Annotated in this window: 19 protein-coding genes and 1 pseudogene; 6 read left to right on the forward strand and 14 right to left on the reverse strand. The window is 34.4% G+C overall.

Annotated features, from left to right (window positions below):
* Nucleotides 1–347: 347 nt before the first annotated feature.
* From hblB to NSQ69_RS15565, 5 genes are all read right to left on the reverse strand, one after another.
* Nucleotides 348–1,745, reverse strand: coding sequence for a hemolysin BL regulatory component HblB (gene hblB / locus NSQ69_RS15545; protein WP_000730119.1), 1,398 nt, complete (start codon nt 1,743–1,745; stop codon nt 348–350).
* A gap of 325 nt (nt 1,746–2,070) precedes the next feature.
* Nucleotides 2,071–3,198 (reverse strand): hemolysin BL binding component B, encoded by a 1,128-nt coding sequence (hblA, locus tag NSQ69_RS15550; protein WP_000591974.1) that lies wholly within the window; start codon nt 3,196–3,198, stop codon nt 2,071–2,073.
* A 36-nt stretch (nt 3,199–3,234) separates the two neighbouring features.
* Complete coding sequence (gene hblD, locus NSQ69_RS15555; RefSeq protein WP_002128070.1) at nt 3,235–4,455, reverse strand: hemolytic enterotoxin HBL lytic component L1; 1,221 nt, start codon at nt 4,453–4,455, stop codon at nt 3,235–3,237.
* Between the two features lie 61 nt (nt 4,456–4,516).
* Nucleotides 4,517–5,836 carry a hemolysin BL lytic component L2 gene (hblC, locus tag NSQ69_RS15560; protein ID WP_002128071.1) on the reverse strand — a complete coding sequence of 440 codons (1,320 nt, stop codon included), beginning with the start codon at nt 5,834–5,836 and terminating at the stop codon, nt 4,517–4,519.
* Between the two features lie 1,347 nt (nt 5,837–7,183).
* Nucleotides 7,184–8,413, reverse strand: a complete 1,230-nt coding sequence (locus NSQ69_RS15565; RefSeq protein WP_002128072.1) for a helix-turn-helix domain-containing protein — start codon at nt 8,411–8,413, stop codon at nt 7,184–7,186.
* Nucleotides 8,414–8,894: 481 nt separating this feature from the next.
* Between NSQ69_RS15565 and NSQ69_RS15570 the strand changes: the two genes are divergently transcribed.
* Both NSQ69_RS15570 and NSQ69_RS27770 read left to right on the forward strand, forming a co-directional pair.
* Entirely contained in the window at nt 8,895–9,038 is a 144-nt protein-coding gene (locus NSQ69_RS15570; protein ID WP_000132592.1) for a hypothetical protein, read from the forward strand.
* Nucleotides 9,039–9,165: 127 nt separating this feature from the next.
* Nucleotides 9,166–9,342 carry a SpaA isopeptide-forming pilin-related protein gene (locus NSQ69_RS27770; protein WP_157835323.1) on the forward strand — a complete coding sequence of 59 codons (177 nt, stop codon included), beginning with the start codon at nt 9,166–9,168 and terminating at the stop codon, nt 9,340–9,342.
* A gap of 743 nt (nt 9,343–10,085) precedes the next feature.
* Here the strand turns inward: NSQ69_RS27770 and NSQ69_RS15575 are convergent.
* Entirely contained in the window at nt 10,086–10,967 is an 882-nt protein-coding gene (locus NSQ69_RS15575) for a CPBP family intramembrane glutamic endopeptidase (RefSeq protein ID WP_002128073.1), read from the reverse strand.
* A gap of 360 nt (nt 10,968–11,327) precedes the next feature.
* Between NSQ69_RS15575 and NSQ69_RS15580 the strand changes: the two genes are divergently transcribed.
* The 3 genes from NSQ69_RS15580 to NSQ69_RS15590 all read left to right on the forward strand — a co-directional run bounded on the left by NSQ69_RS15580 (nt 11,328) and on the right by NSQ69_RS15590 (nt 15,349).
* Complete coding sequence (locus NSQ69_RS15580) at nt 11,328–12,665, forward strand: erythromycin esterase family protein (RefSeq protein ID WP_002185455.1); 1,338 nt, start codon at nt 11,328–11,330, stop codon at nt 12,663–12,665.
* Nucleotides 12,666–12,868: 203 nt separating this feature from the next.
* A complete protein-coding gene (locus NSQ69_RS15585; RefSeq protein WP_002168043.1) occupies nt 12,869–13,447 on the forward strand; it encodes a sensor domain-containing protein in 579 nt (192 codons plus the stop codon).
* A 114-nt stretch (nt 13,448–13,561) separates the two neighbouring features.
* Nucleotides 13,562–15,349, forward strand: a complete 1,788-nt coding sequence (locus NSQ69_RS15590; protein WP_341099462.1) for a hybrid sensor histidine kinase/response regulator transcription factor — start codon at nt 13,562–13,564, stop codon at nt 15,347–15,349.
* A 515-nt stretch (nt 15,350–15,864) separates the two neighbouring features.
* On the opposite strand, the pseudogene NSQ69_RS15595 reads toward NSQ69_RS15590, so the two are convergent.
* Nucleotides 15,865–16,149: pseudogene (locus NSQ69_RS15595) on the reverse strand (tyrosine-type recombinase/integrase); the annotation flags it as partial.
* Nucleotides 16,150–16,686: 537 nt separating this feature from the next.
* Nucleotides 16,687–18,165, reverse strand: coding sequence for a DHA2 family efflux MFS transporter permease subunit (locus NSQ69_RS15600; RefSeq protein ID WP_341099463.1), 1,479 nt, complete (start codon nt 18,163–18,165; stop codon nt 16,687–16,689).
* A gap of 527 nt (nt 18,166–18,692) precedes the next feature.
* On the opposite strand from NSQ69_RS15600, the gene NSQ69_RS15605 reads away from it, so the two are divergent.
* Nucleotides 18,693–19,295 (forward strand): hypothetical protein, encoded by a 603-nt coding sequence (locus tag NSQ69_RS15605; protein ID WP_088265388.1) that lies wholly within the window; start codon nt 18,693–18,695, stop codon nt 19,293–19,295.
* Nucleotides 19,296–20,108: 813 nt separating this feature from the next.
* On the opposite strand, the gene NSQ69_RS15610 is transcribed toward NSQ69_RS15605, so the two are convergent.
* From NSQ69_RS15610 to NSQ69_RS15635, 6 genes are all read right to left on the reverse strand, one after another.
* Nucleotides 20,109–20,738 carry a class I SAM-dependent methyltransferase gene (locus NSQ69_RS15610; RefSeq protein ID WP_002128080.1) on the reverse strand — a complete coding sequence of 210 codons (630 nt, stop codon included), beginning with the start codon at nt 20,736–20,738 and terminating at the stop codon, nt 20,109–20,111.
* A gap of 129 nt (nt 20,739–20,867) precedes the next feature.
* Nucleotides 20,868–21,863, reverse strand: coding sequence for a D-cysteine desulfhydrase (locus tag NSQ69_RS15615; RefSeq protein ID WP_003190388.1), 996 nt, complete (start codon nt 21,861–21,863; stop codon nt 20,868–20,870).
* A gap of 268 nt (nt 21,864–22,131) precedes the next feature.
* A complete protein-coding gene (locus NSQ69_RS15620; RefSeq protein ID WP_088265386.1) occupies nt 22,132–23,370 on the reverse strand; it encodes a DUF4073 domain-containing protein in 1,239 nt (412 codons plus the stop codon).
* A gap of 280 nt (nt 23,371–23,650) precedes the next feature.
* Nucleotides 23,651–24,763 (reverse strand): aminopeptidase, encoded by a 1,113-nt coding sequence (locus NSQ69_RS15625; protein WP_341099464.1) that lies wholly within the window; start codon nt 24,761–24,763, stop codon nt 23,651–23,653.
* Nucleotides 24,764–24,823: 60 nt separating this feature from the next.
* Nucleotides 24,824–25,159 (reverse strand): hypothetical protein, encoded by a 336-nt coding sequence (locus NSQ69_RS15630; RefSeq protein WP_088265382.1) that lies wholly within the window; start codon nt 25,157–25,159, stop codon nt 24,824–24,826.
* Between the two features lie 59 nt (nt 25,160–25,218).
* The gene (locus NSQ69_RS15635; protein WP_088265380.1) at nt 25,219–26,178 is read right to left on the reverse strand and encodes an RtcB family protein; all 960 of its coding nucleotides are present in this window, start codon (nt 26,176–26,178) and stop codon (nt 25,219–25,221) included.
* Between the last annotated feature and the right edge of the window lie 209 nt (nt 26,179–26,387).

Consider the following 26,387-nt stretch of genomic DNA (forward strand, 5'->3'; position numbering starts at 1 on the left):
TATTACAAGTTGCTCTTTTAATGTATTCGCAATCTTTTGGTTAAGCCATACACATAAAGCAACCAGCACCTTGATTCAATATTCACTTTTTTACTGTACAAATTCTTTTGCTTTAGCTAGGTGTTCTAGGAAATAAGGAGCCTTATGCTGTTCAATTTTTCACTTAACTTGGTGTCTAGTTTAGTGTACCATCCCCATGCCCATCAACTTAAGAAAATAGATTCACCCCAAAACGAAAAAATGAGCTTTTCTGTTAAAAGTTAGCACAAAATTTCGTTCTGGGGGTATTTGTTTTTCTTAGCTTGATAGCGATGTGTACCATCCCCAATTAATGCATTTTTTTGGGTTCAGTTCATTATATTTTCTACTTTGTCTTTATACACAACATATTCTTTCCCATCCACTACTGCTACCACCGCAAATTCATCATTTGGATTGAATGAAAGCCAGTCAGCCCACATGCTTGTATTAGCACCTCCACTCCACATATGATGAACAGTGTTTTTAGTTAAATTCATAACTTTATAAGACGCATTTGGTGCATTTGTTCCAGTCTTTATTTCAAAAGTGTATGCGTTATGGATTTTTTTATAAAAGTAAAAAACGTTTGATGGACGAAGTAGATTCATAAAATCCTGTTCTTTCTTCTCTGCAATTTTTATGCCTTCTAGTAATGTGACAACATCTGTTCTTAATGTTTTCCAACTATCTTTAGCTGAATTCAAGTTAGGCTTTAAAAATTTATATCTATTTTGATCAGCTTTTTCATCAGCTTTATCAATATGCCCCAGTACGCCCGAATATTGAGAGTCTAAATCATCCCATTGTGTGGACATATAAGTAAGAGCAGTAATAGCACTATCAATCGTACTATGCATATCGCTAATATTATGAAATGCAACTCCGACTACACGATTTAATGTAATTTTATAATCTACATTTTTACGTAATTCTGCTAAAGCAGGCTCTAATCGACCTAAATTATCTCTAGCAGTACCTATCATTATGCCACCAGAAATAAGCGTGGGGATAAAAGGTATTTTCACCATTATTAATCCATCAGATTCTAATTTCTTATAATAGTTTACTTGTCCTAAAACTTCATCTAAACGCTTTTGATCAGTCTCCACATCAGCTCCTTGGTTTTTTAAAATCGATTGCAAGGTCTCTTTATGGCTTCCAAATACTCTAACATCTTCTCCAATAGCGTTTTTAAATTTAGTTAATTCTTCTATTAATGCTTTTGCAGACTTTTGGTTTCGTTGAATTCCCCCCCTTAAATCAGTAATCCCCTTTTTTAAAGTATCCCCATTTCCATTATTGATCGCCTCTACTAATGTTTCATAATAATTTTCAAACTTTGTATCGTATTCAATAATGCCGGTCAATGTATCTAAAAGCTGTTTTTTTACTTTTGTATTCCATGTAACAGCATGTGCTCTTGCATTCTTTTGATCCAGTACAATTTTACTAGGTAAATCTGCATACCCATTAATAGAAATTCCTTCAAAACTCACATCCGGATTATTAATTAGCAAATAAGAATATTCATTCATAGCTTTTGCAAATAACCCAGCATCTTGTACAGTTTTTTTCATCTTTTCTTCATTTGCTGAAAGAGACATATCTCCAGTGTTCGTTTGTTCAGTTTCAATTGCAAAGGTTGCTACTGGTGTGACTGCATAGGTAGTTGTCATAATTAAAAATGCTGATACAGCCAGTATTTTATAAGGTTTTTTTTTCATCTTTTCTTATTCCTCCTGTATAGAGTATGATTTCAAGTCCTATTCTTATTAAAAGACGATGTAGTTGCATAGATTCGATATTATTAAGCGAATCTATATAAACTGTCCCCTATTAATCGATTCTGTTACAAATTTTTAAAAACAAGTAAACTACATGGCTATCTTTTTATTTGGATAAAACTTATATATAAGTGAAAGGCGAAGTCTTTAATGAGACTCCGCCTTTTTAATATATAAGGATTTATTAATTATCGCTTTACTGTTTAACAGTGTAATCATAGACTCTCTATGTTATGGTTCACTTTGCAACAAAATTAATATTTCCCTATTTTTGTGGAGTAACAGTTTCCACTTTTAATTCCTTTATCCCTTCTTTTAATGTAACAGCATCTGTTCTTAATGTTTTCCAACTGTCTTTCGCTGCATTTAAATTAGGTTTTAAGAATTTAAATTTATTTTGATCCGCTTTTTGAGCTGCATTCTCAATATGCCCTAGAACGCCCGAATATTGAGAATCTAAATCATGCCACTGCGTGGACATATAAGTAAGAGCGTTAATAGCATCATCAAGTGCCTTGTGCATTTCATTAATATTACTATAAGCAACTCCAACTACGCGATTTAATGTTACTTTATAATCCACGGTCTGACGTAATTCTGCTAATAAAGGCTCTAACTTACCTAAATTATCTCTTGCTACTCCCACTATAATACCGCCAATTATCGGTAGACCCAAAATAGCACCCTTCATTACATTAAACCCATCAGATTCTAATTGTTTATAATAGTTTACTGATCCTAATACTTCTTCTAGACGCTTTTGATCGGCTTCAACATCTGCACCTTGGTTTTTTAAAATCGACTGCAAGAGATCTTTATTGCTTCCAAATGCTCTAACATCTTGTCCAATAGAGTCTCTTAATTTAGTTAATTCTTCTATTAGTTGTTGTGCAACCTTTTGATTTTGTTGAATTTCACCTCGTAAATCTGTAATCCCTTCTTTTAAAGTTTCTCCATCCCCTGTATTAATCGCCTCTACCATTGTTTCATAATAATTGTCAAATGTTGTATCATATTCAACAATACCAGTCAATGTATCTAAAAGCTGTTTTTTTACTTTTGTATCCCAAGTAACAGCATGTGCTCTTGCATTCTTTTGATCTTGTACAATTCTACCAGGTAAATCCACATATCCATTAATAGTAATTCCTTCAAAGTTCACATCTGGATTTTTAATTAACATATAAGAATAGGCATTCATAGATTTTGCAAATAACCCGGCTTTTTGCAAGGTCTCTTTCATTCTCGCTTCATTTGCAGAAAGAGCCGTATCTCCATTGTTCGTTTGTTCAATTTCACTTGCAAAAGTTGTTACTGGTGAAACTACATTAGCGGTTGTAATAGTTAATAACGTCGATACAGCGAGTAATTTGTAAGGGATTTTTTTTATCATTTCATTTTCCTCCAATTTAGGTTTTAATTTTCAGTTCTATTCCTGTTTAAAAGCAATATCTTTTGAAATGAATTCTGCATCTTTATGAATATCATTCCAACTTTCTTTAGCAGCTTTTAAATCATCCGGTATTAAAGAGAATTTGTGGTCTTGCATAGAATCGATATTATCCAGTAAATCTGTATAATTTGCGCCCATTGTATTCCATTGCTTTTGAATATTTGTTAGAGATAATATCGCTTGATCTACAGTCTGATATAGATATGCCAATGTTTCTTTCGCGTTAGTAAGCGAAAGAACTGCTTGATTAGCACGATCTGCTTTCATACTTAATTCTCCGATTTTGTTAGAAATTTCGTTATAGGAGTCCATATGCTTAGATGCCGTGACACCCGCCGCAGTTCCTAGACCGATACCAGCTGCTCCAAGAGCTGAAAGTCCACCAACAACAGCTGGTGTTGCTGTACCACCAGTTACAACAATTACAACTGCTCCTCCAATAGCTGCAATAACTAAAATAGCTGCTCCCAATCCACCACCAATTGACCATGCTAATACATCATCAAAATGTTTTTTCTGAGTAGAACGAAGTTGCTCAATTTCAGCTTGAAGTTGCGGAATCGTTGCCTGTTGACCTGCTAATATTGCAGTTAATCCACCTTTCCCATCTGGACCACCAACATTATTTTTAAAATCTGTAGAATTTTGATATAGTTTCCCTTTGAAGTCTTGTAGCATCTTAATTACATCTGTAACCTCTTTTGAATTTGTATTAATTGTAGTAATTAAATCACTTATGCCCTCTTTTAGACCTGCCTTATCTTTCTTTTGTACAGTATCTACTAAAGTGTCGTAATAATTTTGAAATTGTTCATCGTAATTTACAATATTACGAGCTGTTTTTTGAATCTGTGGCTTCGCTTTATCTAACCAATAATTCGCATTGATTCGTGACAGTTCTTGATTAAGGTGAATATTTTTGAGCAACTCCCCTCCTTCTGATCCTAAATCGATATTAGATAAATTTACATTCGGTTGCTTAATCATTGTTTTTGCGTACAAATCCATTACAAGAATATGAGACCCTGTTTCAGCCAATGCTTTCTTCAGTCCCTCGGGACCTAAAGCATAATTGCCTACTTTTTGTTCTTGAGCGGTCGTTTCTTGTGCAAATGCATGAATAGTGTTACCAGTAGTAGCAGTTATAACCGTTGCCAGAGTGGCTAAAGTTAGCACTTTGAATGGGAATTTTTTCATAACTATTCTCCTTCTTTCGCTAGATTCTTATAATCTTTATAGTTTTTTCAAAAACGTAATATCAAAATTTATATACCTGTTCTTCAAGGTAACTTATTACATTTTTTAATTGTCTTAATGTATCTTTTTGAGACTGCTCGTTAGTTGCATCAACATTAGTAGATAATTTTGTAATGTTATTTTTTATTAGATCCAAATCTTCTTTATAGCGCTTTAGTAGGTCAAGTTCTACATCTACTTGGTTTGCAAACGTATGCAAATCATTTTGTGAAAGAAGAAGCATTGATTTTTGTAAATCTGCTATTGATAGTTTCGTTGTTAAATCATATATTTTTTGATTTTGTTTCTCTAAATCATCTAAATATGCTCGCTGTTCTGCTGTTAGTTTATTTACTTCAGCGAAGACACCAAGTGTTTTCTTAATCTTTTCAGTATCAATGGCTTTCATCAGATCATATTCTTGCGTTTTTGTGGCTGCAGCTGCAGCTATTTCACCTTGTTTGCTTCGCTCAATTGCTTCACGAGCTGCTTTTTTGGCTGATTCAATTTCTAGAGCAGTTTTACCTTGCTCTTTCGCTTCTTGCGCTGCTTTTTTCTCTGCTTCTAGAATAGAGTTGTTAATTTCTTTTCCTTTGTTATACGCTGCCATCCCTGCTTGAGCAGCCGGTTCAATAATTTCTTTTGAAAGACTATAAACTTCTTTGAATATAGCAAATCCCTGCTCATTTAAAGCTCCTGGTATTAATGCAATTTGTTGTAAATCATTTTGAATTGCTTTCTTGGTATTTAATAATTCATTTTTTAACTGATCTATTTTCCCTGTTCCATCTGTACTTAGTATGCCTTGTGCTGTTGCCACATCAGTATCGAAATCTTTCAATTTTTTATCAAGCTGTAATTTAAGTTCTGTTAATTCATTAATTTGTCGTTGCGCATTTTCTTGATTCGTCATAGCCATTTCTTGAAGAACTTCAAGTCTATCCAAAAACCCTTCACTATCTTCTTTATTGTCTACATACGATTTTAATGTCGGGTAATAGCTATTAAATTTCGTTACAAATCCTTTACTTTTTGAATTTAATAGAATTAACTGTGGATAGAGTTCTGATGACCATTCCTTCATATCTTGTTTGATTAGGAATTGATTGGTATTTAAAGCTGGGACTTCCTCTAGCTGTACATTAGGACTCATTAAAGATTGATCAATATACGTTTGGATTAATTTAGATTGCGCACCTAATTTTCGTAATGATGAAGAAATATCCATGCTTTCCTGTTGAGTTTCTGCTTGAACGATTGGTGTTGCGAGAGTATTGATAGGAATAGTTGCTCCAGTTACAATGGATGTTATTAAAAATCCTGTCATTATTTTATTTTTCATTCCGTACACTCCTTTACCATTGTTTTTTATAACTCGATTCATATAACTTGTACGCCCTAGCGCTAGGCTCTCTCCTTGCACACGCATGAGGAAGGGGAAGTCTTTCGGATAGGGTGTTATCGTTATTATTTACTTCTAATAGGATCTAAAGATTTTACTTCCCTCTCATTTAGATACTCTATTTTTCAAATAGGAAACGATAAAAATTCATCAGCTATATTTGAATTAGCTGCCCAATGAGTAGTAAAATATTATTTCTCCCCTAGAGCTGCTAACTTACAGAGCCGTGAAGATAGATAAACTATTGCTTCTAGAGTTAATCCTGTCATGACCTTTTTTTAATATCAATTTCATAATATGGTTTTTAGTTTTGTCAGCAATAGCCTTACAAGACTACAAAAGATGAAATTATACTGTACATTGCTTATACTTTTATTGCGGAATAAATTCACTTTTGTTATGCAGTAACTTAAAACACTTTTATTACAAACTTGATCCTTTTGAGACTCTAGACCTCCTGATAAATTAACTGATTATTAAGAAAATTAAACTTAACATGATGTTACTTGCAACTTCACTATACTCCTATTAGCGTAATCTTCTCCTTTCTGTCTGGTCATACCAGTTATGTTGTTCATTAAAACATTAAATTTTCGATGCGTAAATAGCAAAATTTTGTCGATTGCGCCCGATAATTTAACTATCAAGTAAAAAATCGAGTTGAAAATATTATACCAATATAATCAATTAGGAGTTTTATCTCTGTAATTGTAATGATTACAAATTAAAGTGTATACGGTTAATTAATAACTATTTGAGCTTAACCGTGCAGTTTTATTTTTTTAAAAATACTTATAGAATAATTTAATAGGTTTTTTTATACTTTCTTTCCTTTATTTGGTTATGTATAATTGCATATAATATAGATATATCAAGTGATATATGTTATTTTGTTAAATTTTATGTAATAGCCCCTAATATCACCATTAATAAATACTTAACATGAAGATATTAATCTATAAACTTATCCATCGTTATTACTATAGGTTTTAAAATTAAAAAAAGCCGCAAAGCTTTCTCGAAAAGAACCTTTGCAGCCTTCTGTTTTTTGTTTCCTTAGAAAAATGATGGTTAGTGTACTCTTTAAAATTAACAACATGGTATAAATCTTTCCATTGTCCTTTAGCTTGGCTATATGTTTCATGGACTCTTCAAGATCTATTTGAATACATATTCCTTTTCTAGATCAATCACATACCCTTTCTAGAGTAAAAGAAACAGTATGCTCAAGTTTTAGAGTTACTTGGGCATATATTAAAGTTTTTGCACAAGAAACTGATACTAAGCTTATATTACGGTATATTTTTCACGATACTGTCTAGGGGTCATGTTAGTTGATTTTTTGAAAACCCTTGTAAAATAACTTTGGTCGTTAAAATTAAGCCAAGCACAAATATCTGATAATGGATATGTAGTGAGTGTTAATAATTTTTTTGCTTCTTCCACTCGTTCCCTTTGAATAAATTCACTTAAAGGAATTCCCACTTCTTTTTTAAATAATTTAGATAAATAAGTAGGCGTAATATCCAAATGATTAGCGAGTTCATTGAGAGATATTCCATCGTAAACATTTTTACTAATATGGTTCATACATGTAGTAACCGCATTTGAAAATTTTTGCGCATTGAATTCTTTCACCCGATCTGCAAAAGTACGTAAAGCATCTCCCGACAATCGCCTTACAGAGTCCACGTTATCTAGTTGTTCCATGGTTTGGATATACAAAATACTAAGAGCAAAAGCAATGTCTGGTGGGAGATTACCTTCTATCGCATATCGAGTAGCTAAAGTAATCGCAATAATCCCATGGTTTTTTTGGTTTCTGAGTGGATCCGCTGTTAAAATTAATTCAGTATCTTCCTGCGAAACTGCATACATATATTGCAATAACTTCTTTTTATCTCCTTCTTTGATTGCTGAAAAATAATTATGTACTAATGCCATGTTGTGAGTTTTAGGTTTATTTTGTTGGCGTTTTAAAATATATAGATCAGGTTTCACAATTTTATAGGGAACTTCCTCTAGCACTTTATTTTTTTCTAAAACAATATCTACATCTAACTTTTCATTGAAAATCATGTAATGTAATAAAACTCCCATATCAATTAAAGTAGTTTTTTTAATCTCAGGTAGGCACTGATAATAGGCTAGTCTTTCTTGAATATTATTATTTAAGTTAAATTCTTTCCGAAGTTTAAAGGTTATATCATCTGAGCCCTTTGGATGTATAGTGGGACCGATTATAATAGTCCCTTTTATGTAATCATGATTTGCTATATGAATTAGAACGAAATTTTCAAGATAACTGTTACATCTGAAAAGTGGCAAATTATCGGGATCATTTTCTTGATAAATGTCACTAAGGTGTTCTTCTTTAGAAGAATAAAAAGGACTACAAATATCATCAGAAATAGACTGATATAAAATTTTTTTGTCTGTAGATAAAATATGAACAGGTACATTAAAGGCTTTATGTGCGAGATCACACAAGTGTTGTATATCGATAGAATTATTCATTACCTTCTCCTCTTAATTAGATTAACTGATAAATTTTTACATCTTTACGGTATAAATTCATAAATTATTTTCCGTCAGGTATAACTTACGACAAAATATTACTATAAAATATCAAAATAGTACAATTCACGACAAAATATTACTATATCTTTTTTATGAAAATCATATATTATTTATTTGTAATTAGCATCTACATATCGGAGAAGTTAGGAAAAGTGTGAAAGAAATAGATTCTTTTCTTATAAGTTTTTAAACGACAATGAAATGAGCGGGGGTCGTTTCTTAATTCTCCAAGATCTAATCATAGAACTTGAGAAAACAGTGAAGAACCTACAAAATACAGAAACAAGGGATGATTGGAGTATACAACTCTAGTAAGTAATAGCTTCTTGCTAATCCTGCGAAAAATCTAGCCTTTGCGGATACATTGCCAGACGAACTAGAATATGCCCCAGGTACATTACAAATAGTAGGCTAAACAGTGACAGATACATTCGATACAGACAAAAGTAAATTTAATGTAGGAAAAGAAAACGAAGAATTTTGGGATGTGACACATACAGAGTGGCATACAATGGTACTCCATGCGAGGGACAAGCTGGAAAAAAGATTAAAAATACAGTGAAAGTCCAAGGAGATACTGTATCACCGTAAGAACTAACAGCCAAAAATTCAATCACTTGGACAAACTGAGATTAAAAAAGTGGATGCTGCAAATTCGAATATAAAACTGATAAACTGCTGTATTCCAAATTTTTGACAAAGATAATAAAGAAGTCGAAAATTTAACAGCAGATGAAAATGATAAAGCTATTTCTGAACCACTATGCTTCGGAAAATTCACGTTGGAAGAAATTCAAGCACCAAATAGGTCTACGTTATTTAAAGATCTAATTGAGGGAAAGGTCTTATCATCAGTACAAAAATAAAAATAGAAAACACAAAAAGCGAATGGAATATTAAAAATACTGACGATATAGGTCCAACTATTTTTATCTAATTGGCACTATATTACTGGTCGCAACATTAGTTTTAGTTTCCGCAAAAGCGGAAGAAATAAATAGATTCCAAAATTATTAGGAATAGCAGCGGTGACACAACATATAAATAATTTTTTTATATGTTGTTAATCTTTGTAGTATCAGTCTTTATGCTACCTAGCTTTATTACTCCATCACATAAACATATTATTTATTTTCTAAGTACAATGGCTATTAATTAACAAAAACAACACCTCTAATTAAGAGGTGCAGTAACATAAATCCAAAGTAATAGTAGACATTAGACACTTATTTCACTGTAAATTGACCTCAAAATAATAGTTACTGCAATATCAGGATTTGTTTATTCTATAACAAAAGAAATGTCACTTAAGCATTCTTTGTATGCTACTTTTAATTAATATATATGACACCCTTAATTTCCCACTCTATTTTTAGTTAAGAATCAAAATACTGAAGCCAATGAAATTGTATTACATTGGCTTCAGTATTTCAGATTTAAAATTACGAATAAAAACAAAATATCGTTTAAACACCCTGTTTTTAATCGTGTGGAATTTAATCCTTATCGATACGTATGACATTCACATGACCACTAAAAACCCTTAAAAAGCAATCTGAGAGTCCGTTTTTCTGATTCACAATCATTTTTTTAAAATTTATGTAAAAAATCAATATTTAGTAAATCTTATTATCCGAGACACAATTATTGCCGTAATCAAGATAATAAGGGCGGTTATCAATCCAGATTCTCCAATCCAAATCTCAGTTTGATATCCTGTACTTGCACGTGCGAAAGGTCCTTGAATAATGGCATTCCAAGTAGTATGGATGATAACCGAAGGCCAAATGCTACCTGTGATAAGTCGTAAATAAGCTGTAATATAACTGAATGGTACAATACAAAAATAGATGCCAAGTACTGAAAGAAAGACAGATGGTCCCTCTACATATAGACCAGCAATAACAATTGGAACATGCCACGTTGCCCAAATCAATCCACTAATAAGGATGGGCCTTGAAAACTCTGCATCGACTAGCCTTGTGAGCATATAACCTCGCCAGCCCATTTCTTCTCCTAAAACTGGGATTAAGTTAAGCAAACTTCCTAAAATGCCGCTCAATATTACTAGATAAATGAAACTGAATGGTGCCGATAGATACTGAAGTCCAAGTATATTGTAGATTGGTTCTAACATACCACCTTCGGGATGCTGAAACTTCGCAATTCCGCTCAACCAGGCGATAGAATAAGTAATTCCACAAATAATCATAGGTATTAGCAGAGCAAGACCAATTCCCTTCCATATCTTTAAGTTACCGAGACTAAAAGATACATCTTTAAACCCTTCTTTCAGTATTATGCGAGTCAAAATAGAAGAAAATGCTGGGGTAAACATATATACCACAATAAGCGGCATACTTTTAGTAATCATTACTACTAAATTTAGAATAATAGAAGTAATGAACAAGATAGTTAAAAAGAGTCGAAGTCCTCTTTTTGCACGTTGGACTTTATCTTTATTGCGGCATGATTCTGCATGTAATATCATTGTAATCCGCCCTTCCCCTTTTATTAATTTGTTTATCGAACCGACTTCCTGTCATTTCAACAAATTCAACTTAGAATGAAAATATTTTGGCATATAGATTAATCCATCTTTAAAACCCCTCTCAAATTTATAATCTAGTCTTACTTGCGACTCATCAATGTAATTATTATTTATAAGTTGTCATAGCCGATAGTACAAAAGTGTAATGATTAGTCTATGACCTGTGTCAATTAACCTTATGACAATATGTAACTAGAAAATATGATATGGGATAGATAACAATTGAATTAAGGCAATTGATTCGTGCAAGTACATGAATCAATCTCGCTTTTAAAAACAATTCAATTGAGGTGGAAAAAAATGAATAAGAAAAGAATAATTGCAATGGTTAGTACAGCTTTATTAGTCACAGGATGTGGAGAAGTAGGAAAGGCTCAAACAGTAGCAGTCGAAAATTCAGGCCAATCAATCCAAAAAAATATAGTTAAATCAATACAATCACAGGCTAACCCATTAAGAACGATAGAACCGTCAAAACCATTTGAGGATTTAAAACCACTTAAGAACATGATTGGGAGCGCACAATATGTAGGATTAGGAGAGAATACTCATGGAAGCTCTGAAATTTTCACCATGAAATTTCGCCTTGTGAAATATTTGGTTACTGAGATGGGTTTTACGAATTTTGGAATGGAAGAAGATTGGGGAAACGGCTTAAAACTAAATGAATATATCCAAACAGGAAAAGGAAACCCTAGGGAATTTTTAAAATTGTTATATCCTACTGATGAAATTATTGCCATGATTGAATGGATGAAGGATTATAATGCTAATCCTTCCAATAAAAAAAAGATCCAATTTATTGGACTAGACTTAAAGACGCTGGACCAAAGTGTCTTTAATAAAGTAATTGATTATGTAAAGCTGCATCGACCAGATTTGCTGGCAGAAGTAGAAGAAAATTATAAAGAACTGTCATCTTTCACTGGAAGTGTACAGGAATACATGACGCTTGCTCCTGAAATGAAAAAAAAGTTCAAGGCAAACGCTGAGAAAGTAGCCCAATTACTTAAAGATGATAATGGGCAGGCAAACACAGAAATAGTTTCATCCGAGTACATCTGGGTAAAAGCAACAGCGAATGCAATAGAGAAATTCACCACAATGCTGCTTCCTAATGACTATCCAAGTATGATAAAGCTACATGAGCAATACATGGCCGATCAAGCAATGTGGGCACAAGAGACATTGGGTGGTAAAACTATGGTATGGGGACACAATATTCATATAGCTAAAGGAATTATCGATGAGAAATTATATCCTTATGCTGCGGGGCAGTTTTTGAAGGAACGTTTAGAGAATAATTATGTCACAATTGGTAGTACAACTACGGAGGGGAAATTCACATTATACAGCGAATATAATCCTTCCACCGGAGGTAAGATTGCAACGGATACTATTCCACAAGATGTAAATAGTTTCAATTATACCCTTGGAAAAGTCCCATATCAAATGTTTTTGTTAGATAACCGTCACCTTAAAGGGCAAGCAGATAAATGGGTTAGAGAAAAAAGGCCATTACTGAGTATTGGGGGACAACTCCTCCCGAACGGTTCGTTATACTTTGATACTTCATTGCGTGAGCAATTTGATATTATTTTTCACATTCGAAAAACAAGTCCATCTCATATTAAATAAAAGTACAAAACAATCCCGTTCTTGCATCTGCAAGAACGGGATTGTTTTATGGAGATTAATATAAGCATCTTTTTTAACCAGAAGTAGGTTACTCTCCCCTTTTTAGCATCATTTAAAAATGTCATATGACATTTTTACACTGGTGAATTTGACAAAAAAAGCAGTATGATGCGGTTATTACACAGAGAGGAGCGATGAACTTTATGAAATCAAGATTCATCCAGAATGGTTATTTTTTATTGCTAACTTTCGTTACAGGATTGTTTTATTTTTGTTTTTACCTAATAGCTTTGCTATTCAGTTTCACCCTTTCATTTACGGTAGTTGGGATTCCATTAGTTATACGAGTACTACAGACTACCACACCTTTTATCCAATTCGAGCGTATACAGACGAAAATTTATACCGATATTTCGACTGACTCTTACGATAGAAGTATAACAACGGATACATCAAACTGGGCTCAGGTGAAATTAGGACTTACGGATCGTCGCACCTGGTCTGCTGTCTTTTGGTTAATGCAGAAATTTGTGATTGGCATTTTCAGTCTCATTAGTGTAATCATTTTTTATATAATGCCACTTATGTTCCTGTTGGCACCACTACTGTATCGATACATCGATATGAATATTATTTTCATACAGATAGATACTTTTTCCAAGTCACTCTTTGTCATGTCTATGGGTATAGTGTCTATCGCCATAAGTATTAGAATAGTAGATGGTTTGACAAAGAAATTTGGTGGTTATACACGTAGTATGATTCGGCAACTAAATCGATAGAAGTTTGCAGTCTGTGAGAGGATCGCAGTGTAAAATTAAAAAGTATAACAATGCATAAAGGATTAATTTATAATATAAGAAGTAAAAAGGTAGGCTACTTAGGGGGTAAATAACTTGTTAGATATGGTTAAGTATTGGTTTTGGTATGATTGGATTATGTTAGGGGTCCGTCTAATTGCCAGTGTGTCTATCATCCTAGCTACATTAAATTTTCAGGATGGTTTAACATTGCCACTTTGGATTATTATTCTTTGGGAGGTTGTTGCCTTCTCTATTCCATGGGTAGCCTTACTGTTCAATTATAAATATTACTTGTTCACAGAAATACTGCTATATGGTGGACTGTCTATATATTTAACCTCTTTATTTCCGGAAGCTTACAACACATTTCTTATATCGGTATTTCTTATCGCTGCGAATAGTAAGCATTCGTCCTATTATTGGACAGCTCCAACAACAGTTTTTATAACAACTGGAATTTTTTATGCAGTTGCGCCAAGTAATAACTATTGGATTATGGTCACCTACTACGGACTCTCTTATGTAATGGGGTTTGCTTTTCATTTATTAATCGTCAATCATAAACAAAATGAAGCGATTCGTAAACAAAACGCGGTACTTGAGCAATATATGTCTCAAATCGAACGCATTACACTGGCAGAGGAACGAAACAGGCTGTCGAGCGAGCTTCATGATACAGTTGGTCACGCTTATACTTCTATTATTATGGGGATGGAAACGTTGCGCACCGAGCTTGCTACCGAAATGGGTATTCAGAGGCTAGATTCTCTGCTTGAAATGGGACGTAAAAGCATCGAGGACGTGAGAGGTTATCTACATCAAATGGAGTCTCCGTGTCAATCGCCTTCCTTGATTCAATCTCTACAAAATCTTGGAGCCGAATTTCAGGAGCACGCTCGGGTGAATGTAAGCTTTCGAGCATTCGGAGAAGAATACCAACTGTCTCGGCAAGCGAAGATAGCGTTTATTCGTTGCTTACAAGAGTCCCTTACGAATGCAGTACGTCATGGTCAGGGGACTGAAATTATAGTTTCATTGCAGTTTGAACAACAATATACGAGGCTGGAAGTTCAAGATAATGGAAAGGGAAATGTAGAATGGCAGGAAGGCTTCGGTATGAATGCTATGAAAGAGCGGGCAATGAATTTACAAGGTCAATTGTCTGTATATACAAAGCCAGAGGAAGGAATGCTTGTTACATGTACCATACCGCGACAAACTGAAATAAGAGATGGACTTATTCGTTTGTTAATTGTAGACGACCAGCCATTTGTTCGGGAAAGTTTGAGGACACTACTCGATAGATATGAAGATTTAAATGTAGTCGGTTTGGCTGAGGATGGCAATCAAGCCATCGATTTGTGTGGGCACCTTCAACCCCACGTTGTACTTATGGATTTAGATATGCAGCACATGGATGGAGTCGAAGCAACCAAAAAGATAAAGCAACAATGGCCACATATCCGCGTATTGATTTTTACAACGTTTCAGGATACGGAACAGGCGCTGGACTCGCTTCGTAACGGTGCGGATGGTTTTTTACTTAAATCTATTGAAACATTGGAGCTAGCTAATACGATCCGACTTATTCACAGAGGTGGGACACTAATTGATCAGGGAATGTCTCACAAAATATTTGAGAAGTTTGATGAGCAAATCGAGACACCAAAATCAAAAGCTACTGCTTATGAGCTAACAACCAGAGAGATAGAAATATTGCAGCTAGTAGCAAAAGGACTCCGATACACTACAATAGCTTCAAGGTTATATTTGTCGAGTGGTACAGTCAGGAACTATGCTTCCTCGGCTTACACAAAGTTAGGGGTGCGTAACAAGGAAGAAGCTGTCCAGAAGGCTCTAGAAATTGGAGTTATTGAATAAGAAAAATGTTTGTTGTTTCTTTAGAGCTAAGTAAGCTGTAGTTACAAGATGCCGTAAAGGATAAAACTACGAATTTTATTGAATATCATTTTTGATAGATAATTTTAGAAAGATAAATTCTGTTTTAATAAACTTTAAATAGCGTTACTACATTCAATATGTAATAACGCTATTGTTGTCTATATTGGAATTACACGTCTTTATTATCACTATACAGAAGACAGTTTCAAGTCTTTTCATCTGATAATTATTCCTTTCTAATTCAAAATAAATATCTCGTAATTTCTCCACCTACAGAACTATTTACATGTGAGAATCCCTCTAACCCAAATGTCTCCTAATTCACTAGCTGTCTCTATACTTATCTACCCAATAACAGGTGAAATTATAATTTTATTTCTTTACCAATAATTATCCATTTATATTCCCGCATGAATAAAACCTTATTTAATTATATAAAAAATACATAATTAAATAAGGTTTGGAGTGTTTCAAATTCACATCAACATATCCGCTCATCCGCATGAAGTACCCACATTATTCTCCCGTTTCATATGCTTCTCTAAATAGATTTTTGTTGTTTGGATATTTTCGTGGCCCAGCGTTTGCATTAAATGATATAGATCCGCATTTCCTTGTTCAACTGCCATGATTGCAAATGCATGACGGAATGTATGTGCCGTTACAGGATTTTCACGATACTGTAGAAAATCTAGATTTGTCTTTTTTATCATGTCTGTTACTTGATTTGATAACGTTTTTGGATTATAAAAATTCCCTCTTTGATTTACCAATAAAGGACATTCTTCTCTATTTACCTATATCTACATTTTTTATAATTTATTATGAAATATATATTGATTTAAAATATTTTGTTCAAAATGTTCAATTGGAATTTTTAGGGACTTAAAACAGTTATTTGTTCTCTTTTTTAAAATTCACATAATTTCCAAATATCTAAAGGGCATATGTTAAGGTTTGGTATATAATAAAAGCAACCCGTGGTTAGAGTGTTTGCTCCGATTCAAGTTATGAGATAGTTTGTTTCACTTTTTATTTTCAAATTCAATATTACGGGTAGTACCAGCGAAGCTGCCACTACCCGTAATAAGGTGAAAAGATCATTATCCTGGCTAGTGTTGAACACCTTATTAATGTTCACATAAAAAAACGTAGAGGAATCCCCTACGTTTTTCACTCACTCCTATTTTAAATATTTTCCAATGCAAATTTCACTGGAAGTTTCTTTGATTTGATAACTACCAGATAAAAGCTTCCTTGTCTAACTAATCAGCAAAAAAACTTGTAGGAATCATTATCTAGAGTTTTATTTTTCTCTATCCATTTAACCTCTCGACAGCTTCCGCGCTTGTATCTACACGTTTAACGAAAAAAACTAATAGCAGTGCAACAACATTCATGCCAAGCGCTACATAGAATGAATATTGAATTCCCGATAATAAAGCCTTCTGAGTTAATACTACCTTCGTAGCTTCTGTGAAGGTTGTTGGATCTACATCCGACATTAGACTTTCAGCTTTTGTTGTTGTTACAGAATTCATAATCGTAACAAGAATAGCAGTACCAATCGAACCGGACACTTGTTGAGCTGTATTATTAACAGCCGTACCGTGCGGATTTAAGCGAGTTGGCAATTGATTAAGGCCATTTGTCATAAGTGGCATCATCACCATTGCCATCCCAAACATCCGCAGTGTGTAAATAAGAATAATATGTGTGTGACTAGAGTCAATTTGCAGGTTTGCCAACATATAAGTTGAAACAGCTGTAATGGAAAGTCCTACTATGCCAAGAATCCGAGGGCCATATTTATCAAATAGTTTACCTGTAATTGGTGACATAACCCCCATTATTACCGCACCTGGAAGCATCATCAGCCCAGAGTTCAGCGGCGATATGCCACGGACGTTTTGTACATAAGCTGGTGTTAAAATCATACCCGAAAACATAGCCACCGCGTTGACAATTGCAATTACAGACGCAAGTGCAAACATTGGGTACTTGTAAACACGTAAATCCAATAACGGCTCATTCATTTTTAATTGACGGATAATGAAAGTAATTAGGGCAATAGCGCCTATGATTAAGGTTGTTAAGACAACTTTATTCGTCCAACCATCGGAGCTTGCAGCACTGAATCCATATAACAAACCGCCAAAACCGACAGAAGATAATAGTAATGAGAGATAATCAAGTTTTGCATTTTTGTTTTGTCTCATGACGTTCTCAGATTTCCAAATCCCTAACAGTAAACTAATGATTGCTAACGGTAAAATCATTTCAAAAAGCAAACGCCAGTCATAATACTCTACAATATAACCTGATAGTGTCGGTCCAATTGCTGGAGCTGTAATCATAACTAATCCAAAAATCCCCATTGCTGTTCCCCTTTTTTCTCTTGGAAAGCTTACTAACATAATATTCATTAACAAAGGCCCCATGACTGAAGAACCTGCTGCTTGAACCATCCGGCCAGTAAGTAATAAACCAAAGTTCGGTGCTAAAGCCGCTAAGGCCGTACCAAGAATAAAAATCACCATAGATGTAATAAATAAGCTCCTATTGGAGAAGCGGGTTATTAAAAATGCTGATGCTGGAATTAATATACCACTTACAAGCATATACCCTGTAGAAAGCCACTGGATCGTTGAATAATCTTTAATGTCTAAATCCTTCATTATTGATGGCAAGGCTACATTTAAAAGCGAGTTGTTTAGAAATGAAACAAATGCCCCAATAAAAAGTATTACAAGCATTAAATATGGTGGTTTTCTTTTATGTAATGTTTCACTCATATATTTATTTGCCCCTTCATTATAAATTCCATTGATTAGTTTAAATCGTTTGCATATCTGCACAAGAATACATTATCCTTGCAGTATTTTGCCAAACTCTTCGAATGGATATTCTCTTTTTAGCAATTCTATTTGCTCAACATAACATTTTAAAATCTTTTTTATTGATTAAACCTTTATAAACATTTAAATAAGATTTTGAATGAATATTTAAACACGTTTTTTAACCGAAATTAAATTAGGCTGAAATAAACAAAAGGAGCAACTGAAAATACCCTTCTAAAATAAAGTGAAACTTTACTCAGTGGGACTTTTACAGGCAGTCCCCCCCCTCAAACTTCTTTGCTTTCGCTGAATTTTGAGGTGGCGGTGTCTTACTGCCCACAAATAGCGGGATAAATCAACAAGACCACACACCCATTCTTTTAAATACGGGCTTGTAAATCTAGTTATGTAACCATCCATAAAAAGGAATATTACATAGGCTAAGTCTAACATTACATTTTTAAAGTGAGGGGAATAAGCTTATGCACCAATATTGGTATTTGGATTCAAAGGGAAACGGTGGGCAATATAATAACCAAATTTCAATGTCATCATTAAATTCACAGCCCCAAATAACTAAAGCTGAGGAAATGAATGGTCTGAAGATTCCTGAGAATTGGAGTTGTCGAGTCTATCCATTTGGTTGGGATTCACCAACCAATTATACGGGTTTCAATCCCCAACCCCCTCCCTTCTCTTGGGGTCAGCCAATCCATTATGCAGGGATGATGCCCCAAGGACATCCTGCTAATTGGATTCCATTACCAGGCCATGCAGGTTTTAATTTTCAAAAACATCCCTTCCCCTGGGCCCAACCATTCAATCATACAGGGATGTTCGCACAAGGTCATCTTGCCGCTTTACTATCGCCGCCAGCCAAGCCTTTTAATTTTAATACCAATAACTGGGGTGTTTTTGGAAACCCTCCAGGGTGGGGAGGACAGGTAAGTCCCATGGGATGGGGGAATAATGGAGGTAACGGTCAGGCAGGAATGCTTGGAAACTTACTTACAGTAGGAAAAGGCACCATGAATGGAATAGGAATGCTTAGTAGTCTAATCGGTATGGGGAAGTTCTTCTTCTAGTTAATTAGAACGGGAGGATAGGTCCATAGCCCAGACTTAAGAATCATTTCCTTTTCCATTGATTTAATCTTCTCAAACATGCCCCCTCAATGTATTTATTGTATGCTTCCAATACTCCCTCCAAGTTCGTTTCCTCGTCTTTCAAATTATAAAAACATCTGTTACCTTCTATCTGATAAGGGATAGTTGAAGGTGATTGCATCTGTTAGCTTAATAGAGATGTGGTCGCACCAACAAAACGCGAATTTCGTACGCTAAGATTCTTTCAACATAAAGATTGTTGATAACTTGTACGTGTCAGTAATACCATCTAGCTGTAGAGTGCCGAAAAAAAGTGAAGCAAACAAAATATTAATCTCTTTCTCCCTATTTTAGAAAGAGTTGGAGTAGATTACGTAGTTCCTTTCGCATATTTCATAGTAACTTTTGCGGTTATAGCAATTATATTAGCGGTTTGTGTTTTACTCTATTTAACACAGCAATTATTTTATTTTCCTTTGGTTTGGTTACCATTTCACTTAAAATACAAATATAATCCGTAACCTAAAAAAATTATTAATATTATAGAAATACTGAGTATTGTGTATATGACCCCTCTTAATGTTGTACTCATATAATCACCCCTCTCACGCTTCAACAATTCCATTATATAACAAATAATTCGTTGGAAGTTTAAAACATGTTTTAAACTAAATTAAGCGAAGTAAGGGATGCCATTTGACTTCCCTTACTTCGCCTTTAAAGAATAATTAGTGAGTAGCTTACACATCAAGCTTATTAAGTAACCTTTCACTATTTTTTACACAATTGTAATTATAGTGTTTTTTGACATTTGATCATTATAAATTTAAATGGAGGTTTACTTTCCATATTTTTATGTGGCTCCAAAATTTCCGTAGTTTCTATCAGTCCATATTTTCCAAAGTCTTGTTGTACCGAGTCAACATCATAAAAATACATTTTTACCCCTTCCATTATCTCGAAGTAGTCTTTACCAAGTTGTTTCCCCTTCCCAAACATTGGGGCATCTTTAGAAATAGTAGTAAAAATCATATATCCGTTTGGTTTTAACTGACTATAACAATCTTTAATAAACTTCTCTCTCTCATCCTTATTCAACAAATGAATAAGTGCATAAGAAAATATGCCATCATACAGTTTGTTATCAAAAGGCATATCCGTAACTGAACCATGGAATAAATTAGCATTAATTTCATTTTCCCTCGCCAATTCGATCGCTGTTTTTGAAATTTCAATACCTGTTACATGTATTCCGTTATCAATAAAAACCTTTGCATTTCTTCCATATCCAATACCAGGAATCAATATATCCTTCACTTTCTTTTCAAGGAAAAAATCCTTCGTCAAAATTGCGGAATCTGCAGCTTCAAATCCCCACATCATTTGATTTTCTATAAAACTTGCTTCCCAAAACTCTGTCATACATCAATCTCCTTTATATATCGTTGTTTACCGTTGAATGTTGAAAAATCATCGCATATTCACGAAATTGTATCAAATTTCAACATTAATTCAAAACAAAAAGCATTGGATACCCAATGCTTTTTACACTTACGCAAACAGAGACGTATTCGCATATAAAGCTGGTGAGCCACCTGAATGTACGAATAAAATGTTGTCCTCTTTATTAAATTTGCCTTTTCTAATTAAATCAATTAATCCTGCTACTGCTTTACCTGTATAAACTGGATCAAGTAAAATACCTTCTGTTTTCGCAAGTAATTGAACTGCTTCTACCATTTCTGGCGTCGGTAACGCGTATCCTGGTCCTACATATTCATCAAAGCATGTAACTGCCTCGCGTGAAATAGAGTTTGGGATACCAACGTGAGCTGAAGTTTCATCTACAAGTTTTGCTACTTTCTCTTCTTGCTCCGCTTTTCCTCTACTTACGTTAATTCCGATTACAGGAATTTTACTTTGTGTTCCGGAAAAACCAGTAATTAAACCAGCATGCATACCAGCGCTACCACTTACACAAACAACTGAACTGAAATCAATTCCTTGCTCAAATGACTGAGCCATAATTTCTTGCGCACAAGCAATATATCCCATTGCGCCAGTAGGGTTCGATCCACCAACTGGAATGACATATGGTGTATTTCCTTTTTTACTGACTTCTTTCGCTACTTTATGCATCTCTTCCATAAGGTCTGTTCCGTTTGGTACAACAATTACGTTTTCAGCACCTAATAAATGATATAAGAAATAGTTTCCGTTAAAGTCTGGCTTTTCTTCTGGCTCAAGCCCTTCCTCTAACACAAGAATACATTTCATTTTTTCTTTTACCGCAGCTGCAAGTGTTAGACGGCAATGGTTTGACTGAATACCACCAGCTGTAATTAACGTATCTGCACCCTTTTCCTGTGCATCCGCAACTAGAAACTCTAACTTTCTCGTCTTATTACCGCCAGCTGTTAAACCAAGTAAATCATCTCGTTTAAAATAAATAGTCGGCCCACCAAGTACTTCAGAAAAATTGTTTAACTTTTCAATTGGTGTATATGATTCTGTATATTTTTTTCTCGGGAATTTAGCTAAATTCATCAATAACGCTCCTTTTATACTCTTTCACAGTAAATGTAACCATACTATTATTACATGGAAAAATGATGAAGTCACCTTTCTGGATTAAAAATGTATTAGAATTCGGTAAATGCAATTTATATCAATGATTTTTAACTCCAGTACGGTAAATGAAATTATATGAACGGTTTTCTTAATATATCGATTCAACGACAAAAATATACAAATAGAGGCCCGTTTCTCATCAATCAAAAAAGAACCCACACATTTAAATGTGGGCTCTCTCCAATCACTTATTTGCCGAAAAACGAAGAAGTTGCGTTAATCCTGCTTCTAAATTCATTTCTCCTTTATGGCGTACATATACAATCTTGTCCCCATCAAATTTTGGCGGGTTTGCTGTATAATACGTATGCCACTCATTCGTTCCTTCTACAGAGTACTCCATATATTCAGTAGCACCAACGATTACATTTTTATTATCATCTGCTGTTACATCTGGTGCCATTTGTGCAATTTTTGCGTCACTAATTAATAAGTTCTTTATGCCCTTATCCCGATCCCGTTTATAATCGTAAGCCGTTACGACAACATCGTTACCGTATGCTTTCACTTGCAATCCTTGTTTGAAAGAAGATCCATCCGGAGCATGAATCTCGCCGCCATTTGGACCAGCTGATCTCCATCCTGTTTCAATGCCGCCCGTATTTACAACTGTAAATCCTTTTTCATCTCCGCCTGCAATTTTCTTTTTACCAGCCCAGTCTGGTAAATTTAAATCCCAGTGCGTATGGCTCGTGAAAAAGACAACTTGCGGGTAATCTTTTAATATATCGTACAATTTATCCACGTTTAAATAGTCATTTAAATACGGTGATTGTCTTGAACCAGATACAGAATCAGGTAAAACGTGGTGAGAAAAAATAAAAATCGGCTTATTTTTATCTTTTTGACTGTAGTCTTCTAAATTTTGTTTCAGCCAACCTAATTGTTCCTCACTTAAGTACACTTGATCTGACATTTTTGAATCATGGTACCTCATATATTTTTCTGTCCCTAAAAATAATAGTGGATAACCATCTAATTCTTTTTTATGGTACACCTTTTCTTGTCCGCTAAATTTCAAATATCGATTAAATAGCGTATCTTCTGCTACACCGTTTGGCCATGTACTTTGAGATAACTTTCCATCAGCTGTCCATTTCCCAGCGTAAAACTCATGGTTCCCAATAGCCGACCATACATTTTCCGGATGCTTATTTTTGTTTAACACACGCTTCACATCATCATATTGTGACTGCTGTCCAGTTGGCGTTATATCCCCATTCATAATAAGCGCTCTAGAAAGTGGTGTCACTTTGTTCATATCTTTTAATACGTGATCAAAATCCCCTAAATCCCCTTGAATGTCACTAATAACGTTAAAAGTTGTAGCTGATTTTCGAACTTGCTCTTTCCCTTCCGCATGCATCGAAAGTGTCGGTAATAAAGCTGCCATAACAGCCAATGAAGCTACTGTCTTTTTCATACAAATTCTCTCCCTAATAATAGAATGTATAATCTGACATGTTCTGCTTTCTCTTAGGTGCTTGTCCAATTCATATTATAGAGAGGGATTGTAAAGATTGATGAAGTAAAAAATTAAGTGTTTTTTAAGAGATTTTGTCTTTTTTACACTATCCATTTAACAATTGGCGTCAATTTTTCTATTTACCTATTAATATTAAATGAGTGTAAAATTATGCGATCAATCGCTTAGTTTGATATGTTGTGTTTTAATCAACTTTACACAATTTCAATAAAGCACTTTACCTTTTTAAATTCTCTTCATTTAATCCGAACAACTCTTGTAAAATAAAACGTCCATCTTTTCTAATCAGTACATCATCAAACCAAATTTCACCCCCGCCATACTCTGGCCTTTGAATGTTTACTAAATCCCAATGTATTGCTGATTTATTACCATTGTCTGCACCTTGTAACGAATCTCCAATTGCTACATGAAAACTACCATTTATTTTTTCATCAAATAACGTATTATTCATCGGGTATATTATATACGGATTAAAAGCTAGTGCAAATTCTCCAATATATCTTGCTCCCTCATCCGTATCAAGAATTCGATGCATTCGCTCTGTATCATTTGCATATGCCTCTATTATTTTCCCTTGTCTGACATGTAATTTTATATTTTGAAACGCATAACCTTGTTGAACAGATACTGTGTTAAACGTTATTACTCCATTTACAGAATCTTTAACAGGTGCTGTATATATTTCGCCATCAGGGATATTATCCGTACCATCTCCCTTTAAAACGCCTATTCCTTCAATTGAAAAATTCAAATCCGTCCCTTCTCCAATAATCCTCACTCGTTTTGCCCTTTCCATTAATTCTTTTAATGGCTCCATTGCTTTCGACATTTTATTGTAATCTAACGTACATACATCATAATAAAATTTTTCATAAGCCTCAGTGCTCATATTCGCTTCTTGCGCAGAAGCCGCATTCGGAATTCTTGTTGTCACCCATCTCGTTTTATACACTGCCTCACTATGTGCCTTTCCAAATATCTTTTGATATAATTTCATTTCTTCTGCTGGCACATCTGCTAATTCATATGCATTTCTAGGACTACGGAGATTAATATATACTTGCATCTTACTTAATCGATAACACTCCCAATCTGCAAATAACTTAAATTGTTCTTCAGATCCTGATAGAATTAATTGCCTTGTAACAGAAACATCGCGCATTGATACATGCGCATATCCCCCTGCTTTTTCGACTGACTTAATAATTTCACGAACGACTGCGTGATCTATTTCTGTAACACTTTGGATCAACACTTGATCACCAGGCTGCACTTTCGTAGAATGATTGACTAGTACATCCGCTAATTCCGACAGTTTTCGCTTCATTACACCTTCGTCCCTTCACTACCGTTTCAATACATGAATAAAAAAAGAGAACTACTTTCTTTAAGCATTTCTCCTCTCCATCCAAACAATAGCTAAACAATACATTATTAAAAATATAACGTATGCATTCCATAAACTAGGTATCGTCGCTACACCTAAATAAAGAGTTCCTGGCAACATCCACATGCAACAAACGACCATAAAAGCCTTTTTCCTTGCCACTGCCGCAATTACTGCTAGAAAAGAAGGAAGTAAGAACATGAAAAATACAGTGATATATACTTCCTTATCAAGCACTTGATCGCTATATGGATTGAAATATAGAAAAACAATTGAAAGGATAAAGATACTTATAGCAGCTACTAGTCCTATATAAGCACTTATATAATTTCTCATAATTCCCTTCCTCCTCCCTAACTCCCTCATTTTAAGGCGAGATACACGTTACTCTCCTTTTAGTTCGCTTTAAAATTGTAAATCGGCTTAATAATATGGTTAATATCAATTGTTTCTTTTGTATTTTCAACAATTTCATCCAACGGCTTATAAACCATTGGAGCTTCATCTAAAGTGCTTTCTCCAACAGATGTAGTCCAAACCGCTGTCATTGTATTTTGAAACTCCTCTAAGTTAAGTACTTCTTTAGCCTTCTTACGGCTCATAATGCGTCCTGCCCCATGCGGTCCAGAAAAATTCCAATCTGGATTCCCTTTACCAAATGCAATAATTGAACCGTCTCTCATATTAATTGGAATAATTACTCGTTCATCTTTCTGCGCTGAAATAGCACCTTTTCGTAAAATCATTTTTTCCATATCAATGTAGTTATGAATTGTAGTGAATTGATCTTTTACTTTCCAATCCATTCTAGTAATAATTTCATCAATCATTGCTTTACGATTTAACTCCGCATACTTTTGAGCAATTTTCATATCATTCATGTAATCTTTAAACCCTTGGCCTTCTAAATAAGCTAACTCTTTACGAATCGTCGGCTTCTTAATTTCACGTAAAGCTTCATGTATTTCTTGTTGTCTGCCTTCTCTTGTTAAACGTTCAATGATTTCCTCTTTAATAGATTTAACATTGATAAGTTGCTCGTAAGCAAGATTTTGATAATACTCTGCTACTTGTTTCCCTAAATTACGAGAACCACTATGAATGACAATGTATACATTTCCTTTATCGTCCTCATTCAGTTCGACAAAATGATTTCCAGAACCAAGTGTGCCAATACTTTTTTGAGCACGTTGTAATGTAAATGGCGCCCTCACACTATCAAAATCAATCATTTTTGAAAATCGATGTTCCTTATCTCGAATACTAAAACCACTTGGGACAAATTTACGTATCGTTTCGTCTAAGTGATCGAAGTTGATTTCTTCTTTTTTCTTGTCGATTACTACTACTTCCATGCCGCAACCAATATCGTACTTACCTCCCAGTTTCCTGAAAGAGTGGACTATACCTTCTCTACAGTCATCGAGATATGCAGTCTCTACTGTAGGCTCACCGTATTAATTATTCCTCTTTACCTCAAAATGGATGAGGAATAATTCTGTATCTTAGTCTGCCAACATGATACAAGTCTCTGAACCATTCGATTATGTCGCCATAACCACTG

The sequence above is a fragment of the Bacillus sp. FSL R10-2201 genome (assembly GCF_038008665.1).
GTDB lineage: Bacteria > Bacillota > Bacilli > Bacillales > Bacillaceae_G > Bacillus_A > Bacillus_A mycoides.